Source organism: Rhizobium sp. Rhizsp42 (assembly GCF_047304155.1).
Lineage (GTDB): Bacteria > Pseudomonadota > Alphaproteobacteria > Rhizobiales > Rhizobiaceae > Rhizobium.
In genome coordinates this window covers 64,665-81,195 of the sequence record NZ_JBGLYS010000008.1, presented here as the reverse complement: position 1 = coordinate 81,195, position 16,531 = coordinate 64,665, and the positions used below count along the sequence as shown (strand labels likewise).

Below are 16,531 nucleotides of genomic sequence, written 5' to 3'. Positions count from 1 at the left end.
ATAGTGCAACAGGCGCACTATTTCAAGCTGACTGCGTGGTCTAGCGACTACCGACGACCTCGCCGTCTTCCTTCGTAAAGACGCCGATACCGGGGTTCTCCAGTATCTCCAAAACGACTTCCGACGGGCGGCAGAGGCGGGTGCCCTTGGCGGTCTGGACGATGGGGCGGTTGATGAGGATCGGGTGGGCGAGCATGGCGTCGAGGAGGTGCTCGTCGCCGAGATCAGGGTCGGCGAGGCCGAGGTCGTGGTAGGGCGTGCCCTTCTCTCGAAGCAGCGCGCGGACGGAGATGCCCATTTCGGCGATGAGCGCGACCAGCGTCTCGCGGCTTGGCGGGGTCTTCAGATATTCGATGACAACGGGTTCCTCGCCGGACTGACGGATCATGGCCAGCACATTGCGCGAGGTGCCGCAGGCGGGGTTATGATAGATCGTCGTCGACATCGGTTGTTTCCGTTTCTTGTCTGCGGTCGACGATCACGTCGGGATAATCGACCTGCATGAAATAGAGACCGTCAGGCGGGGCGACGGGACCGCAGGCCTTGCGATCCCTCGCCTCCAGCGCCGTGCGGACATCATCCGGCGTCCAGCGCCCCTCGCCCGCAAGCTTCAGCGTGCCGGCGAAGGAGCGGATCTGGTTGTGCAGGAAGCTCTGGGCGGTGGCGCGGATTTCGATGAGATCGCCTGATCGCGTCACATCCAGACGATCGAGCGTGCGGATCGGGCTGTTGGCCTGGCAATGGGCGGAGCGGAAGGTGGTGAAATCGTGCTTGCCGACCAGCGTCTGGGCGGCGGCGTGCATGACGTCGTGATCGAGCGTCTTCGCCACGAACCAGGCCTTGCCAGCCTCCAGCGCCAGGGGGGCGCGGCGGCTGATGATGCGGTAAAGGTAATGCCGGCGCAGCGCCGAGAAGCGCGCATCGAAAAATTCGCTGGCGTTCTCTACATCGAGGATCGCGACGCGTTCGCCTGCTAGCCTCAGATGTGCATTCAGCGCGTTCTGCAGCTTGAAGGGCGACCACTCCCTGGAGAGATCGGCATGGACGACCTGGCCCATGGCATGGACGCCGGAATCCGTGCGGCCGGCGCCGCGGATGGAGACGACCTCGCCGCTCGCCGACAGGATGGCCTTCTCGATGGCGCCCTGTACCGATGGGCCATTCTCCTGCCGCTGCCAGCCGACATATTGCGAGCCGTCATATTCGACGATCATGCGGTAGCGGAACATCAGGCGAGCCTCGTGCCCTTGGCAAGGGGCGTGCCGCGCAGGAAGTCGGCGGCCGCCAACGGCTTGCCGCCGGCCTTCTGCAGCCTGGTCAATCTCACGGCGCCAGTGCCGCAGGCAACAACGAGATCATCGCTCAGCAATTCTCCCGCAACACCCGATCCCTCGGCGCGCTCGGAGCCCAGCACCTTGACGCGCTCCGGCTTGCCAGACATCTCGAGCTCGAACCAGGCGCCCGGGAACGGGGCCAGACCGCGAATGTGATTGTGGACGTCGGCGGCATCGCGGGAGAAATCGATTCGCGTCTCGGCCTTGTCGATCTTCGATGCGTAGAGCACGCCCTCTTCAGGTTGCGGCGTCAGCGGCAGGTCGTCCATCTCGAGCTTGACCATGGCCTCGGCCATCGCCTTGGCGCCCGTGAGCATCAAACGATCGTGAAGCTCGCCGGCGGTCATGTTTTCGCCGATCGCCACTTCGCTGGTGATGGCGACGGCGCCGGTGTCCAGCCCCTTGTCCATCTTCATCACCATCATGCCGGTCTTCTCGTCGCCGGCCATGATCGCGCGCTGGATTGGCGCTGCGCCGCGCCAGCGTGGCAGCAGCGAGGCGTGGCCGTTGTAGCAGCCATAGCGCGTGCCGTTGAGGATCGCTTCGGGCAGCAGCAGCCCGTAGGCGACGACGACGGCGACATCTGCCTTGTGGGCAGCGAAGCGTTCGCGCTCTTCCGGGCCCTTGAAATTGACGGGCGTGAAGACGGGCAGGCCCAGAAGTTCGGCCGCCTGATGCACCGGCGACTTCTGTAGATCAAGCCCCCGGCGGCCGCCCGGACGCGGCGGCTGGGTGTAGACCGCTAGGATCGTGTGACCGGCGTCGACCAACCCGCGCAGTGTCGGAACGGAGAAGTCGGGCGTACCCATGAAGATGATGCGAAGAGACATTCTATGCCGCCAATTCCTGGCTCGAGGCCAATCTTGAAGATCAGCCGCCTTCAAACGGGTTTACGAGCTTGAGATCAAGCCCTTCGAAGTCTTTTGTGTTGCGCGTCGCAAGCGTGGCGCCGTGGATGAGGCAGATTGAGGCGATCATGGCCTCCTGCACCGAGATCGGCCGACCGACCGATTCGCGGCGGGCGAGGAGTTTGCCTGTTTCGATTGCCGCAGAGCGGTCGCATGAAAGTATCCTACCGCTATAGGCGACCAGCAGCCTGTCGAGGGAGTCATAGTAGCGGCGGGATTTGTCACGGAGCCAAACGCGCTCGGCTCCGTACGATTGTTCCATCAGCACCGTATCACAGAGATACAGCCGATCTTCGGCCTGAACGGCAGTCCACGCGAGCACCCGTGGATCGCATCCCGGCTTTATAACTTCCGAAATTACGTTGGTGTCGAGAACGATCAATCGAAGCCCTCGAGCGGCCGGCCAAAATCCTTCTTCCGCTCTGCCTCGATGTCATCCATGATCTTCGCAAATTCTTCCCGCTCGTCATCGGTCAGCGGCGAAAATATCTCGCGAAAAACATCTAGAGCCGACCGCGTCGGCGTATCGGCGCCCGAGACATCGATTATGGCCTTCTGCAGGAGGTTCTTCGCCTCATCGGAAAGGCTATTCCCGTTCTTCTCGGCGCGCGCGGAAATATCGCGCTTTAACGCGTCCGAGATATTGCGGATCAGAAGATCACCCATATCGGCACCTCCTATTTGATATCAATGATATCATAGAAGGGCCGGGCGCTGTTTTCAAGCAATCGCTCAGAGCGCCTTGGTGGTCTTGGCGGCCTTGGTGAACTTCTTGATGACCATCTCGCGCTTCAGGCGGGAAATGTGGTCGATGAAGAGGACGCCGTTCAGGTGGTCGATCTCGTGCTGCAGGCAGGTGGCGAGCAGGCTGTCTGCCTCCATCGTCTGCTCCTTGCCGTCGCGGTCGAGATACTTGACGCCGACGGTGGCCGGGCGTTCGACCTCGGCATAGTAGTCCGGGATGGAGAGGCAGCCCTCTTCATAGACCGAGCGCTCGTCGGAGGACGAGACGATTTCGGGATTGATGAAGACGAGCGGCTGTTTTTCCTCGCCTTCGCGCGCAACGTCGATGACAAGCATGCGGCGGGCAACGCCAATCTGGATGGCGGCCAGCCCGATGCCAGGGGCATCGTACATGGTCTCCAGCATGTCGTCGGCGAGACGCTGCAGATCGCTGTCGACGCGCTCGATCGGCTTGGAAACCTGACGGAGCAGCGGATCGGGAAGAATGATGAGTGGCTTGATGGTCATGGCGTTCCCATAACCCATCTTTTTGCGGGATGGAATTATCCGATAGCCGGAGGCGGCGCTTTTTTACGCCGCCTTCGCAATTTCGACGCTTTTGCCTCAGGCGGCGCGGCGCGAGGCCTGATAGCCGGAGTGGCTGGCGCCGTCGGTACGGAAGCGCTCGAGCAGGCCGACCAAGCCTTCCACCTCGTTGCGCAGGCGCCGGGTTTCCGACGAGGTACGCTCCACCATGCCCGAATTCTGCTGGGTGATGGTGTCCATGTTGCGGATGGCGACGCTGACCTCGTTGACGCCGGTCGCCTGATCGCGCGCGGCGGCGGCAATATCGGCAACGAAGCTGCTGATGTTGTCGATGCGGTTGATCATGTCGCTGAGCGACTCGCCGGTGCTGCTGACGATGTCGACACCCTGGTTCACCTGCGCGGAGCTCTCGGAGATCAGCTTCTTGATCTCCTTGGCGGCATCGGCCGAGCGCTGCGCCAGCTGGCGGACTTCCTGGGCGACGACGGCGAAACCCTTGCCGGCTTCGCCCGCGCGGGCCGCTTCAACGCCGGCGTTCAGCGCGAGAAGGTTGGTCTGGAAAGCAATATCGTCGATGACGCCGATGATCTTGGTGATCTCGCTCGACGACTTTTCTATGCCGGCCATGGCGGAGACGGCGCTGGTGACCAGCTCGCCGGAGTTCTTGGCCTTCTGCTGCGTTTCGCGCACGGCTGCCGATGCCTTTTCGGCGTTGGATGCCGTCTGGCCGACGCTGACGGAGAGCTGCTGCAGGGCGGCCGAGCTTTCCTCGACGCCGGCGGCCTGCTGGGCGGTGCGCAGCGCCAGATCGTCGGAGCCCTTGGCGATCACATCGGTGCCGCGCAGGATTTCGCCTGATGTGGCGCGAACGGATGCGAAGGAGGCGCGAAGGGCGGCCACTGCGCGGTTGTAGTCGTCGCCCATATCCTTGAAGTTGCCCGGCAGATCAGCCGGCAAGGTGGCTTCGAGATCGCCGCGCGACAGCGCTTCGAGACCGCGACGGAGATGGCTCAGCGCCATTGCCTGATCGGCTTCCGCCTTTTTGCGTTCCTCTTCGAGCTTCAGCCGCTTTTCTTCGAGCGCTTCCAGATAGACCGAGATCGAATAATCCATATCCAGCATCGCGGCCTTGACGACGGCCGTGAGCTTTTCGCCGAGCAGCTTGCCCTGGCCGCGACCGAAGCGCGACGGCCATTCCTTGGCCATCAGCCCCTTGATCAGATCGCTCATCAACAGCGCGTAGCCGCCGATGTACCAGCGCGGCTCGAGGCCGATGCGCGCATGGGTCTTGCCGACCGCGACCACGCCCTTGACGTAGGCTTCGTCGAAATTGCCGCCGGCGAGGTTGGCCCAATGGGCTTCCTGCCGGGTCTTGGCGCTATTCATATGCGACTTGTCGGAGAAAAAGCTCGCGACCGAGGGTGTGCGTGCCAGCTTCCCGTAGAATCGTTCGAGCGCGCCGCTCAGCAGCTCCGAAATCGCCGGGCGCATCTGGCGCAGCGACTGGCGTGCGCTGTCATCCAGCTCGATGAAATCGAGGCGTTGCTTAAGACCGTTCTCAGGCTGCTGGCTGCTCATAATATATTTCTGCTTTTTCATTTGATGAAGGGCAATTTTCGCGCAGCTTTTCCCTAATATAGTTTCTTAAGCGTTAAATTATCGGGTTATTTGTTAGCTAGCGCTCGAATGCCGCATCACGCATCGTCGGAAAGACCATTTACGATGTTCACGTTTTGATCTGGAAATGCCACGCGACTTTGCTATGGTGCAATCATGACAACAAGCACCGACTCGCTTTCCGCCACCCTTTCCGGTCTCAGCCCCATGTCGCTCGCGCTTGCCGGCGCGGCACTGGCTATCGTCATCGTCTTGATGCTCGCCTTGCTCGTTCGTGGCGGCCAGGCGCGGCGCGAGCAGGCCGAGGAGGCGCTGGAGCGTGCCGCCGAGGCGGATGCGCGGATGATGGAGCTGTTGCGGATCCAATCGGAAATGCAGGGACGAATGGCGGCGATGGCCGAGGTGTTCGGCTCGCGCCAGTCGGAGCTCAACCAGGCGATCAGCCAGCGCCTGGATGGCATGTCGCAGCGGGTCAGCACCACGATTACGGAGCAGACCAAGTCCACGCATGAGAACCTCAGGAGGCTGCAGGAGCGGCTGGCGGTGATCGATGCGGCGCAGAACAATATCCAGACGCTCGCCAAGGACGTCGTCGGGCTGCAGGCGATCCTGTCCAACAAGCAGACGCGCGGCGCCTTCGGCCAATCGCGGATGGAGACGATCGTTGCCGATGGCCTGCCGATCGGCGCCTACGCCTTCCAGCAGACGCTGAGCAACGGCTCACGCCCGGATTGCACCATCCGCATGCCCAATGGCGCGCCGCCGCTTGTCATCGACGCCAAGTTTCCGCTGGAGGCATGGAACGCCATTCGCGATGCCGGCGGGCCGGATCTCGCCAAGGCCGCATCGCAGCAGTTTCGGCGCGACATGGAGACCCATATCCGCGATATCGCGGAGAAGTATCTGATCCAGGGGGAGACGCAGGATACCGCGTTTCTGTTCGTGCCGTCGGAATCGATCTTCGCGGAAATTCACGAGAATTTCGAGGCGATCGTGCAGAAGGCGCATCGCGCCCGCGTGGTCATCGTTTCACCCTCGCTTCTGATGTTGTCGATCCAGGTTATCCAGGCTGTCTTGAAGGATCAGCGGATGCAGGCGCAGGCGCATGTCATCCAGGGCGAAGTCGCCAGTCTGATGGATGATCTCGGCCGCCTCGACGATCGCGTGCGCAAGCTGCAGGGGCATTTCGCCATGGCGCAGAAGGATGTCGACATGATCGTCACCTCGGCCGACAAGCTGACCAAGCGCGGCGCCAAGATCGAGGCGCTGGAATTCGAGGGTGCGGATGCAGGCCGCGTTCCGGATGAAAGTGCTCCTACATCGAAATCCGTGGAGAGTAGAACAGGACTTCTCAAGCTGAGGGTGGTTGACGACGAGTGATGGCTTCGGCAGTGTCGCGCCCGACAAAAACACTGGGAAGGACACCTCGCATGATCACCGTTTTCGGCTCCATCAACATGGACCTCATCGCCACGACGCAACGGCTTCCGAAGCCTGGCGAGACGGTGGCCGGCAACGGCTTTTCGACGGCCGCCGGCGGCAAGGGCGCCAACCAGGCGCTGGCCGCACGTCGCGCCGGGCGCAGCGTGACCATGGCGGGCGCCGTGGGTCACGATGGATTCTCGGACGAGGCGCTGGCGCTCCTCAAGGACGCCGGCACGGATCTCCAGTCCGTCAAGCGCGCCGACCAGCCGACCGGAACCGCGATCATCCTCGTGGGCGGAGACGGCGAAAACATGATCGCCGTTGTGCCGGGCGCCAACGGTACTGTCACCGCGCAGGATGCGGATCAGGCCGTCGGCGCGATGAGCAAGGGCGACACGCTGATGCTGCAGCTGGAAATTCCGGTTGCCGCCGTCGAGCAGGCTCTGGCTGCCGCGCGGGCCAAGGGCGTCACCACCGTTCTCAATCTCGCGCCGCTGATCGACGATGCCGCCCGCCTCGGGCGCCTGGCCGATATCGTCATCGCCAATGAAACCGAGTTCGAGCTTCTGGCCGGGCAGGAAAACATGAGCGCGGAAGACCGCGAAGCCGCGCTGAAGCGCCTCAACGCCGAGACGGGGCAGACGCTGATCGTGACGCTTGGCGGCGATGGCGTGGTCGCGATCCGCGACGGCGTGATATCGCGGGCGAAGGGGTTGAAGATCGAGCCGGTGGATACGGTCGGCGCGGGCGATACCTTCTGCGGTTACTTCGCGGCCAGCCTCGATGAAGGGCTCGATTTCGAGCCGGCGCTGCGTCGCGCAGCCGTTGCCGGCTCGCTCGCATGCCTCAAGGCAGGCGCCCAGCCTTCCATTCCCTCGCGCGAAGACGTCGCAAACAAACTATAAGCGTTATCCGCCGACGACATCGGCGATGCGTTTACTTGCGATGGATCGAAACATCATCGCATTTCACTTAAATTTAATAGGTTTCCGGCGATCTTCCGCGTGATCGCCGGCTCCTTCTCCAAGGGGATACGGCACTCGCCACGGCGGCTCCATGATGTAGCCGCCCTCGCTTCTTGTGCCGGCGGATGCTTCGCCTGGCCCATCCTTGATCCCCCCGAGGAATGCATGTTCATCTTTCGCATGAAATCGCTTGCGGCCAAACTCATTGTGATTACCGGCAGCGCGATCGCGCTGGTTCTCCTGATTTCCAATTTCTTCCTCATCGGCGAGACCCGTGATCGCGTGGAAACGCTGACCATGGATCAAGCCAATCTCGAGGCGAAATCAATCGCCAACGAAGTCGCGTCCTCGGTCGGCGAACTCGCGGGTGCAGCGCGCTCCATGGCCGGCGTCATCGGCCGCGGCCACGAAGGCAAGTATCTCGATCGCAAGGCGATCGTCGACATGCTGAAGGCCAATGTCGAGCGCAACCAGTTCGCCTTCGGCAGCTGGTTCGGTGAAGAGCCGAACGCATTCGACGGCCAGTCGCCATCGCTTGCCGGCCGCACGGATCTCGGATCGGACAAGACAGGCGCCTTCAACGCCTATTGGACCAAGAAGCGGGATGGTGGCTTCACCTTCTCCGTGTTCGCATCGGACTACAAGGCCGAATGGTACAGCCTGGCAGCCGCCAGCAAGAAGGGCGCGATCTCGTCGCCCTACGCTGAAACCACCACCGGCGAGAATACCGCGATGACCTCGATCGCCTATCCCGTCATGTCGGGTGGCAAGATGATCGGCGTCAGCGGCGTCGATATTTCGCTGAAGTCGCTCGCCGACAAGCTCGGCGGACTGCACCCCTTCGGCACCGGCCGCGTGACGCTGCTTTCGCAGGGCGGCAACTGGATCGTCGCGCCGTCCAAGGATCTGGCGATGAAGCCCTACGAGGGTGAAGGTGCCGATGCGGTCAAGACCGGCCTCTCGACGCTTGCGCCTGCCGTCGTCAAGAACCTCTCGATCGATGGCGGCGAGCAGTTCGACCGCGTGGTCTATCCCTTCGCGCTCCCCGACGTGAACACCAACTGGGTCATCCTCGTCGACGTGCCGCATAGCGCGATCAACGCGCCGGTGCAGGACCAGACCTTCATGATGATCGTGGCCGGCATCGTCGTTCTGGCAGCCGTCATGCTGGCGCTCTACTTCGCCGTCCGCTCCTTCGTGCAGAAGCCGCTCGGCGGTCTCGTCGCCAGCGTCAAGATGCTGAGCGAAGGCCGCTACGAGCAGCCGGTCGCTGGCCAGGATCGCTCGGACGAAACGGGCTCGGTTGCCAAGGCGCTCGAAGGCTTCCGCCATGCGCTCGCCGACAGCCGCCGTCTCGAAGCAGAAGCCAAGAGCCAGCGCCAGGAAGCGGAAGACGAGCGTGGTCGTTCGGAAAGCGAACGCCAGCAGTCGGTTTCGCTGCAGCGCCACATCGTGTCCATCGTCGGCGCGGGTCTTTCGGAACTGTCGCAGGGCAATCTGAGCCACCGCATCACCGATGAATTCCCGGGTGAATACGGCAAGCTGAAGCAGGACTTCAACGCGGCGCTGGCCGCCCTTGAAGAAACCATCACGACGATGAACCTCAGCGTCGTCAACATCGGCTCCGGCACCAGCGAGATCAGCGGCAGCGCGTCTGATCTGGCCAAGCGCACGGAACAGCAGGCGGCGAGCCTCGAAGAGACGGCAGCGGCCCTGAACGAGCTGACCGCGCAGGTCAACTCCAGCGCCGACAATGCCCGCACCGCTGCCGACAACGTCAACCACGCCTGCGAGGATGCGGAGAAGTCGGGCGATGTCGTGCGCAAGGCGATCGCCTCGATGCACGGGATCGAACAGTCCTCCACCGAGGTCTCGCGCATCATCGGCGTCATCGACGAGATCGCGTTCCAGACCAACCTTCTGGCGCTGAATGCCGGTGTCGAAGCCGCGCGTGCCGGTGAAGCCGGCAAGGGCTTCGCGGTCGTTGCCCAGGAAGTGCGCGAACTGGCCCAGCGTTCGGCGAACGCCGCCAAGGAGATCAAGACGCTGATCAACACCTCGGCCGTCCAGGTCAAGGAAGGCGTCGATCTCGTCGGCCGCGCCGGCGATACGCTGCACAACATCTCCGAGCAGGTAATGCGCATCAACGGCTTGATCCGCGAGATCTCGGCATCGGCCAGCGAGCAGGCGATCGGCCTCAAGGAAGTCAGCCAAGCGATGAACCAGATGGACCAGGTGACGCAGCAGAATGCCGCGATGGTCGAGGAGACGACCGCGGCAAGCGTCACGCTGAACGAAGAGGCACAGACGCTGCAGCATCTCGTCGCCCGCTTCCGCGTCAGCAACGCCAACCATGGCGCATTGCTGCGCTCAACCGCTCAGCAGATGCGGGCACCGGCGGCACCGAGCTATCGCCCGTCGTCGCAGCCGGGCTACCGCCAGGCAGCCGCCCCTGCCCCGCGCCGCGCTGTTGCGCAGTCGCACGGATCGGCAGCCGTCGCGCAGGACAATTGGGAAGAATTCTGAGCCGATCGGCTGAGCTGAAACAAAAAGAGGCGCCGGAGCGATCCGGCGCCTCTTTTCATTTGAATTGAATAGGATCAGGCCGCGTTGGAGGTCTGCTCTTCATTGAGGAAGGCATAGATCGCCGAGGCGCTGTCGGTGGCCCGCAGCTTGGCCACGAGATCGTGGTCGCGCAGCACGCGGGCTATGCGCGACAGGGCCTTCAGGTGATCGGCGCCGGCGCCCTCGGGCGCCAGAAGCAGGAAGACGAGATCGACCGGCTGATCGTCCAGCGCTTCGAAATCGACCGGCTGGTCGAGACGCGCGAAGATGCCGACGATGGAATTGACGCTTGCCAGCTTGCCGTGCGGAATGGCGATGCCATTGCCGACGCCGGTGGAACCAAGCCGCTCGCGCTGCAGGACAACGTCAAAAATCTCGCGCTCGGACAGCCCGGTGACTTTCGACGCCTTGGCCGACAATTCCTGCAGGAGCTGTTTCTTGGAGTTGACCCTGAGAGCGGGAATGATCGCATTCTGCTGCAGCAAATCTGCCAAAGCCATTTCTTTTTCCTTTTGTGCCAAGCCGGGGGAGCGGCAGATGCCTGCCGCTCCGCTCCGTTTTCTCAGCTTTTGATGTTGGCTGCGTCTATCCAGCCAATGTTGCCGTCGTGCCGACGGTAAACGATGTTCAACTGTTCGTTACCCGGGCTGCGGAAGAGCAACAGGGGCTCGTCCGTCATGTCGAGCGCCATCACGGCGGTCGCGACGGACATGGTCTTCATCTGCTTGGTGCTTTCGGCAACGATCGCTGGTGCGAAATCATCGGCGATCTCGTCGTCATGATCCGGCATGCCATCCATGACGGTATAGGCGACTTCTGCAAAACCATTCAGATGATTCCCGGCATGGTGATCCTTGAGCTTGCGCTTGTAACGGCGAAGTCGCTTCTCGATACGCTCGGAAGCGGCGTCGAATGCCAACTGCGGATCCATTGCCTCGCCGGCCGCGTGCAAAATCACGCCACTGTCGAGATGAACCTTGCAATCGGCGGCGAAACGGGCGTTGGCCTTTTGTACGATCACTTGACCAGAATACCCTCCGTCGAAGTATTTCGTGACGGCCACGGCAATTTGGTCCTCTATCCGCTGACGGAACGAGTCACCAATTTCCATATGTTTACCGGATACACGCACACTCATGGAGTTTCCCTTCTTATGTGGTTTGCGAGTACCAGTTTACGCCAAGCCTGACTCTCATCCAAGCACTTCGCGCAATCTCAAGCAAGATCGGCCGAAGTTCTCGGCAGTGGGCGCCCTTAGGATTGATGGGGATAACCTCAGACACCATTCACAGCGTCAATTTGGCGCGGCTTCTAGCCAGAAGTTACCAAAAAGTCAACACACGCCCTGTTTTCTCGCGGGGGCGGGACGCGTCGGCCGCAACAGACCGAACTCCTCAGAAGCCCGCGACCTTCGCGAGCGCCCGCTTTTCCCGCCGGCGCTGGACGGAAGAAGCGATATTCATGGCTTCACGATACTTCGCGACCGTTCTGCGGGCAAGCTCCACCCCACTCCCCTTTAGGATGTCCACGATATCATCATCTGAGAGTACGGCGTCGGGGCTTTCCTGCGCTATAAGTGCGCGGATCTTGTGACGGACGGCTTCCGCCGAGTGGCTATCGCCGCCTTCGACCGCGCTGATCGACACCGTGAAGAAGTATTTGAGCTCGAACAGGCCGCGCGGCGTCAGCATGTACTTGTTCGACGTGACGCGGCTGACAGTGGATTCATGCATCTTGATGGCGTCGGCCACGGTCTTCAGATTGAGCGGGCGCAGGTGATCGACACCGTGGAGCAGGAAGGCATCCTGCTGGCGGACGATTTCGGTCGCCACCTTCATGATCGTCTTGGCGCGCTGATCGAGGCTGCGCGTCAGCCAGTTGGCGGTCTGCAGGCACTCCGACAGGAAGGCGTGATCGTCGCCGTTCTTGGTGACCTTGGCGAAATAGGCCTGGTTGACGAGCACACGCGGCAGCGTATCCGGATTAAGCTCCACCAGCCAGCTGCCGTCGGCGCTCGGGCGGACCACGACGTCGGGCATGATCGCCTCCGACACCGCCGTCTCGAAACCGCTGCCCGGCTTGGGGTTGAGCTGGCGGATCTCGCTCAGCATGTCGAGCAGATCCTCTTCATCGACACCGCAGAGCCGCTTCAGCGTCGCGAAGTCGCGACGGGCGAGCAATTCGAGATTGCCGACGAAAGCCTGCATGGCCGGATCGAGGCGATCCTTCTGGCGCAGCTGGATCGCCAGGCATTCCGACAGATTGCGCGCGAAGACGCCGGGCGGATCGAGCGTCTGCAGTGCCGCCAGAACCCGCTCGACATCCGCAGCGCCGGCACCCAGCCGTTCGGCCGCTTCCGCGAGATCGGCATGGAGATAGCCTGCCTCGTCCAGCTGGTCGGCGAGATATTGGCCGATCAGCTGGTCGGCCATGTCGGGAAGGACGAACGGCATCTGCTGGGCGAGATGATCGCGCAGCGAGACCTGGCCGGCGACGAAATCGTCGAGGTCATAGCCATCGGCACCGCCCTCACCGCCACCCGGCATCGACTTCCACTGGCTGATCAATTCGGGAGCGTCGGCGCGCTGCGGCACGCCATCGTCGGGAAAGACGTTGTCATAGTTGGCGTCGAGTTCGTCGCTCATTCTGGTGGCGCCGGCGCCATCTGCGCGATCGGACCAATCGCCGGACATCACTTCGGAGCGGCTGTCGTAATCTTCGTCGAAGCTCTGTTCTTCGGCCTGGCGGGAATGGCCATCGTCGTCATCGCCGGCGCGCTCACTGCCTGTTTCGGCGTCATTTGACGGAAACTCAAGCAGTGGGTTCTTTTCGACTTCCTGGGCGATGAACTGGTTGAGCTCGAAGTGCGTCATCTGAAGCAGCTGGATGGACTGCATCAGCTGTGGTGTCATCACCAGCGATTGGCTTTGGCGCAGGTATAAATTGGCCGAAAGTGCCATGATGGACGCAAAACTCCCGCTCGGTTCCTCCGGGAAACAGTGTCCTATAACGGGGCTAAGGCCACTGATATCCAAGTTGGCCCAAAAATTGCTTTTTTATTCTATTTGGTCAAGCGGAACTATGCGGGAAGGTGAATTTCCGCTGCGGGAGCCCCATGATCAAAGGGGCTCGCAATCAAAAAAAGATAAGCAATCAGAGGCTGAAGTTGTCGCCGAGATAAAGCCTGCGAACTTCGGCATTGTTAACAATGTCGTTTGCCCGGCCATGCGTCAATACTTCGCCCGCATGGATGATATAGGCGCGGTCGATCAGCCCGAGCGTCTCGCGCACATTGTGGTCGGTGATCAAGACACCGATGCCACGCGCCGTCAGGTGATGGACGAGGTTCTGGATATCGGAGACCGAGATCGGATCGACGCCCGCAAAGGGTTCGTCGAGCAGCATGAAGGTCGGGTCGGTCGCCAATGCGCGGGCGATTTCCAGACGGCGGCGCTCACCGCCGGACAGGGAGACCGCGGCACTCTTGCGCAGCTTGCGAATGTGGAATTCGTCGAGCAGCTCGTCGAGCTTCTTTTCGCGCGCCGCCTTGTCCTTCACATGCACTTCGAGAACGGCGCGGATATTCTCCTCGACCGTCAGCCCGCGAAAGATCGAGGCTTCCTGCGGCAGATAGCCGACGCCGAGGCGCGAGCGGCGATACATCGGCATCGACGTCACATCGTTGCCGTCGATCTCGATCGTGCCTTCGTCGACAGGGACCAGGCCCGTGATCATGTAAAAACAGGTCGTCTTGCCGGCGCCGTTCGGGCCGAGCAGGCCGACGGCCTCGCCACGACGCACGACCAGCGACACACCATTGACGACGCGGCGGGTGCTGTACGTCTTCGTCAGACCGCGCGCGATCAGGGTGCCCTGATAGCGGCTCTTGTCAACGGCGCCATCTGCGGCGGCCTGTTGCCCGGTCTTGCCGAACATATTCGATAGCGAGAATAATTTCACGTGGCAGCCGGGGTCAGTTCTTTTTCTGGGATTGCGGATCGAGCTGGATCTGGACGCGGCCCCCGCAGCTGTCCAATTGTGCCTGACCCGTTTCCATGTGCACCGTCAGCTGGCAGCCGGTGAAGACATTGCCGCCGTCGGTCAGAACGACCTTGTCGCCCTTCAGGATGAAGAGCTGCTTTGCCATGTCGAACGAACCGTTATCGGCGGTCGCGGTTTGCGTGCCCGAGGTGAGGTACACCTTGTTCGTCACGATGATGTGGTCGATGTCGGTGTTGCCCGACGACATCGAGGATGCCGGCGTCGTGGTTTCCGACGCCTTGGTCGCAGGCGCGGCACCATCGGCAGCACCCTTTGCCTTGTAGAAGACGGTCATGTGGCCGGCCTGCAGCGTGGTCGTTCCCTGAACGACCTTGACGTTGCCGGTGAAGTCGGCGGTGTGATCCTGATCGTGGATCTCAAGCTTGTCGCTTTCGATCTGGATCGGCTGATCCTTGTTGAGCTTCAGTCCGCTCATCTGGCTGGTCGTCGCCTGCGCCATCGCGGCTCCGGCCAACAGCAGGAGTGCAAGCGCACCGTTCGTGAATACTGCGCCCGCCTTGCGGGTAGAAATGCGACAATCTTTTGCCATGGTGACCCGGGTTAAGTGCCCTGTTTGCGGATAGCGGTGGGGTTCACATTCATTCGAACGTTCCCCTCGAATGTGATCGTCCGTCCCTTATCTGTCATCTTGAGCGAGCGCGCAACAACCGATGCGCCATCTTTTTTGATGTCGACAGGGTCGCTGGTTGTAAGCTTTCCGCCTTTCACATCGACCTGCGCGGTCTGGAATTTGGCGGTCAGGCCGTCGCTCATGTTGATGACGAAGGGTGACGTGATGTTCAGATTATCGGTCGCGCGATCATAATCGGCGGTCGTCGCCTCGACGCGGGCGACCACATCGTCCTTGACCGGAACCACTGCCTTGACCGTTTCAAGCGAGATCAGGTTCGGGTTCTTGATGTCCTGCAGCGCCCGTTCGGCGAGCATCGAATAGTTGATCCCGGACGCGTTGCGGCCAGCGATCGCCGGCTTCAGCATCACGACCTTGCCGTTTTCGATCCTGGCGCCTTCGATCTTGATGTTCTCGGGCAGATAGGTGCGGATGACGGACACGCCGATAAAGGCGAGCGACACGATCACGGCGGCGACCGGCAGCAGAACCTTCAGCCGGCGAACGCGGGCGGAGTGAAACCGCGCGGCGCCATAGGCACTTTGCGCGGGCTTCGCATAGGCAGCCTGTCCGCCATTATCCAAGGTGTTGAGCATTCATTCGGTCCGTGTCGATGATAGGACGGCGTATATAGGGAGCGCTTTCGCCCGATCACAGTTCATTTCGCATTATTACACTGACTTGCCAATATGGATTTTTTTCTGCAACAAGCAAGAAAACCGCAAAACCAATCGACACAGCGTTAACGCATATCTATGCACTCTACGTAAGAAGAGTTGCGTCAGACTTGCCGACCGGAGGAATAAATGGACAGCTCCATGATCGCAGATCGCCGCAGGCTGCGCCGCAAGGTCGGCTTCTGGCGCGTGGTGGCGGTACTGCTTGTTCTCGCGCTTGCGCTGGCTTTCTACGGCTTTCTATTCGCCGACAATGCAAACCGGCGTCCTCATGTCGCACATGTGACGATCTCCGGACTGATCACCGACGACAGCGAATTGCTCGAGCGGCTCGCGAAGATCAAGGACGAAGACGCGGTGAAGGCGCTGGTCGTCTCCATTTCCTCGCCTGGTGGTACGACCTATGGCGGCGAGCGGATCTTCAAGGCGATCCGGGCGATCGCCGCCAAGAAGCCCGTGGTCTCCGATGTCCGCACGCTTGCGGCCTCCGCCGGCTACATGATCGCGACGGCAGGCGATACGATCATCGCCGGCGACAGCTCGATCACCGGCTCGATCGGGGTCATCTTCCAGTATCCGCAGGTGAAACCCTTGCTCGACAAGATCGGTGTGTCGATGGAGGAGATCAAATCCTCGCCGCTGAAGGCGGAGCCCTCGCCCTTCCATCCGGCCAGCGAAGAAGCCAAGGCGATGATCAACAACATGATCGTCGACAGCTATGCCTGGTTCGTCGATCTGGTCGCCGATCGCCGCAAGCTGCCGCGCGAGGACGTGCTGAAGCTCGCCGACGGCACCATCTTCACCGGGCGCCAGGCGCTGAAGATGAAGCTCATCGACCAGCTCGGCGGTGATGAAGAAATCCGTGCGTATCTCGCTACCAAGAACGTCAGCAAGGACCTGCCCGAGATCGATTGGAACAAGAAGAGCAGCACGCCGTTCCTGCTTGCAGGCGCGGCCTCGCAGATCCTCACGCTTCTCGGTTACGGCGATCTCGCCAGAAGCCAGGACCTCACGGGAATTCTGCCGCAGAAGTTGCTTCTTGACGGGCTCGTTTCAGTTTGGCAGGTTGGCCATGATTGATAAGAAATCAATAATTTAA

The 16,531-nt window shown here is 61.5% G+C and carries 17 protein-coding genes; 4 read left to right on the top strand and 13 right to left on the bottom strand.

The genetic code is table 11. The annotated features are described in order from the left end of the window. Window positions 1–40: 40 nt before the first annotated feature. From arsC to ACCD05_RS10480, 7 genes are all read right to left on the bottom strand, one after another. The gene (gene arsC, locus ACCD05_RS10510) at window positions 41–445 is read right to left on the bottom strand and encodes an arsenate reductase (glutaredoxin) (protein ID WP_413392479.1); all 405 of its coding nucleotides are present in this window, start codon (window positions 443–445) and stop codon (window positions 41–43) included. Next, window positions 423–1,229 (bottom strand): tRNA pseudouridine(38-40) synthase TruA, encoded by an 807-nt coding sequence (gene truA / locus ACCD05_RS10505; RefSeq protein ID WP_413392477.1) that lies wholly within the window; start codon window positions 1,227–1,229, stop codon window positions 423–425. The genes arsC and truA overlap by 23 nt, the downstream gene beginning before the upstream one ends. Beyond that, complete coding sequence (gene fmt / locus ACCD05_RS10500) at window positions 1,229–2,164, bottom strand: methionyl-tRNA formyltransferase (RefSeq protein WP_413392475.1); 936 nt, start codon at window positions 2,162–2,164, stop codon at window positions 1,229–1,231. Before fmt ends, truA begins: the two co-directional genes overlap by 1 nt. Before the next feature lie 40 nt (window positions 2,165–2,204). Continuing rightward, window positions 2,205–2,624 carry a type II toxin-antitoxin system VapC family toxin gene (locus ACCD05_RS10495; RefSeq protein ID WP_413392473.1) on the bottom strand — a complete coding sequence of 140 codons (420 nt, stop codon included), beginning with the start codon at window positions 2,622–2,624 and terminating at the stop codon, window positions 2,205–2,207. Further along, window positions 2,621–2,908: a FitA-like ribbon-helix-helix domain-containing protein gene (locus tag ACCD05_RS10490; RefSeq protein ID WP_413392471.1), complete on the bottom strand. Its 288-nt coding sequence runs from the start codon at window positions 2,906–2,908 to the stop codon at window positions 2,621–2,623. The genes ACCD05_RS10495 and ACCD05_RS10490 overlap by 4 nt, the downstream gene beginning before the upstream one ends. A gap of 66 nt (window positions 2,909–2,974) precedes the next feature. Continuing rightward, window positions 2,975–3,493 (bottom strand): peptide deformylase, encoded by a 519-nt coding sequence (gene def / locus ACCD05_RS10485; RefSeq protein ID WP_026282951.1) that lies wholly within the window; start codon window positions 3,491–3,493, stop codon window positions 2,975–2,977. Between the two features lie 96 nt (window positions 3,494–3,589). Further along, the gene (locus ACCD05_RS10480; RefSeq protein ID WP_413392469.1) at window positions 3,590–5,089 is read right to left on the bottom strand and encodes a methyl-accepting chemotaxis protein; all 1,500 of its coding nucleotides are present in this window, start codon (window positions 5,087–5,089) and stop codon (window positions 3,590–3,592) included. 195 nt (window positions 5,090–5,284) lie between these two features. Between ACCD05_RS10480 and ACCD05_RS10475 the strand changes: the two genes are divergently transcribed. From ACCD05_RS10475 to ACCD05_RS10465, 3 genes are all read left to right on the top strand, one after another. Further along, window positions 5,285–6,508: a DNA recombination protein RmuC gene (locus tag ACCD05_RS10475; protein ID WP_413392467.1), complete on the top strand. Its 1,224-nt coding sequence runs from the start codon at window positions 5,285–5,287 to the stop codon at window positions 6,506–6,508. A gap of 50 nt (window positions 6,509–6,558) precedes the next feature. Next, window positions 6,559–7,458, top strand: coding sequence for a ribokinase (locus ACCD05_RS10470; protein WP_413392465.1), 900 nt, complete (start codon window positions 6,559–6,561; stop codon window positions 7,456–7,458). A 225-nt stretch (window positions 7,459–7,683) separates the two neighbouring features. After that, window positions 7,684–10,044, top strand: coding sequence for a methyl-accepting chemotaxis protein (locus tag ACCD05_RS10465; RefSeq protein ID WP_413392463.1), 2,361 nt, complete (start codon window positions 7,684–7,686; stop codon window positions 10,042–10,044). Between the two features lie 74 nt (window positions 10,045–10,118). Here ACCD05_RS10465 and ptsN read toward each other — a convergent pair whose 3' ends face one another. From ptsN to lptC, 6 genes are all read right to left on the bottom strand, one after another. After that, window positions 10,119–10,583: a PTS IIA-like nitrogen regulatory protein PtsN gene (gene ptsN, locus ACCD05_RS10460; RefSeq protein ID WP_018898220.1), complete on the bottom strand. Its 465-nt coding sequence runs from the start codon at window positions 10,581–10,583 to the stop codon at window positions 10,119–10,121. Window positions 10,584–10,645: 62 nt separating this feature from the next. Further along, window positions 10,646–11,221 (bottom strand): ribosome hibernation-promoting factor, HPF/YfiA family, encoded by a 576-nt coding sequence (gene hpf, locus ACCD05_RS10455; protein ID WP_026282950.1) that lies wholly within the window; start codon window positions 11,219–11,221, stop codon window positions 10,646–10,648. A gap of 256 nt (window positions 11,222–11,477) precedes the next feature. After that, the gene (gene rpoN / locus ACCD05_RS10450) at window positions 11,478–13,043 is read right to left on the bottom strand and encodes an RNA polymerase factor sigma-54 (RefSeq protein WP_413392461.1); all 1,566 of its coding nucleotides are present in this window, start codon (window positions 13,041–13,043) and stop codon (window positions 11,478–11,480) included. Between the two features lie 193 nt (window positions 13,044–13,236). Continuing rightward, window positions 13,237–14,019, bottom strand: coding sequence for an LPS export ABC transporter ATP-binding protein (gene lptB / locus ACCD05_RS10445; protein ID WP_047507090.1), 783 nt, complete (start codon window positions 14,017–14,019; stop codon window positions 13,237–13,239). A 37-nt stretch (window positions 14,020–14,056) separates the two neighbouring features. After that, entirely contained in the window at window positions 14,057–14,674 is a 618-nt protein-coding gene (locus tag ACCD05_RS10440) for an LptA/OstA family protein (RefSeq protein WP_112981929.1), read from the bottom strand. Between the two features lie 11 nt (window positions 14,675–14,685). Then, the gene (lptC, locus tag ACCD05_RS10435) at window positions 14,686–15,351 is read right to left on the bottom strand and encodes an LPS export ABC transporter periplasmic protein LptC (protein WP_047507087.1); all 666 of its coding nucleotides are present in this window, start codon (window positions 15,349–15,351) and stop codon (window positions 14,686–14,688) included. 210 nt (window positions 15,352–15,561) lie between these two features. On the opposite strand from lptC, the gene sppA reads away from it, so the two are divergent. Continuing rightward, entirely contained in the window at window positions 15,562–16,512 is a 951-nt protein-coding gene (sppA, locus tag ACCD05_RS10430) for a signal peptide peptidase SppA (RefSeq protein ID WP_413392458.1), read from the top strand. The last annotated feature ends 19 nt before the right edge of the window (window positions 16,513–16,531 follow it).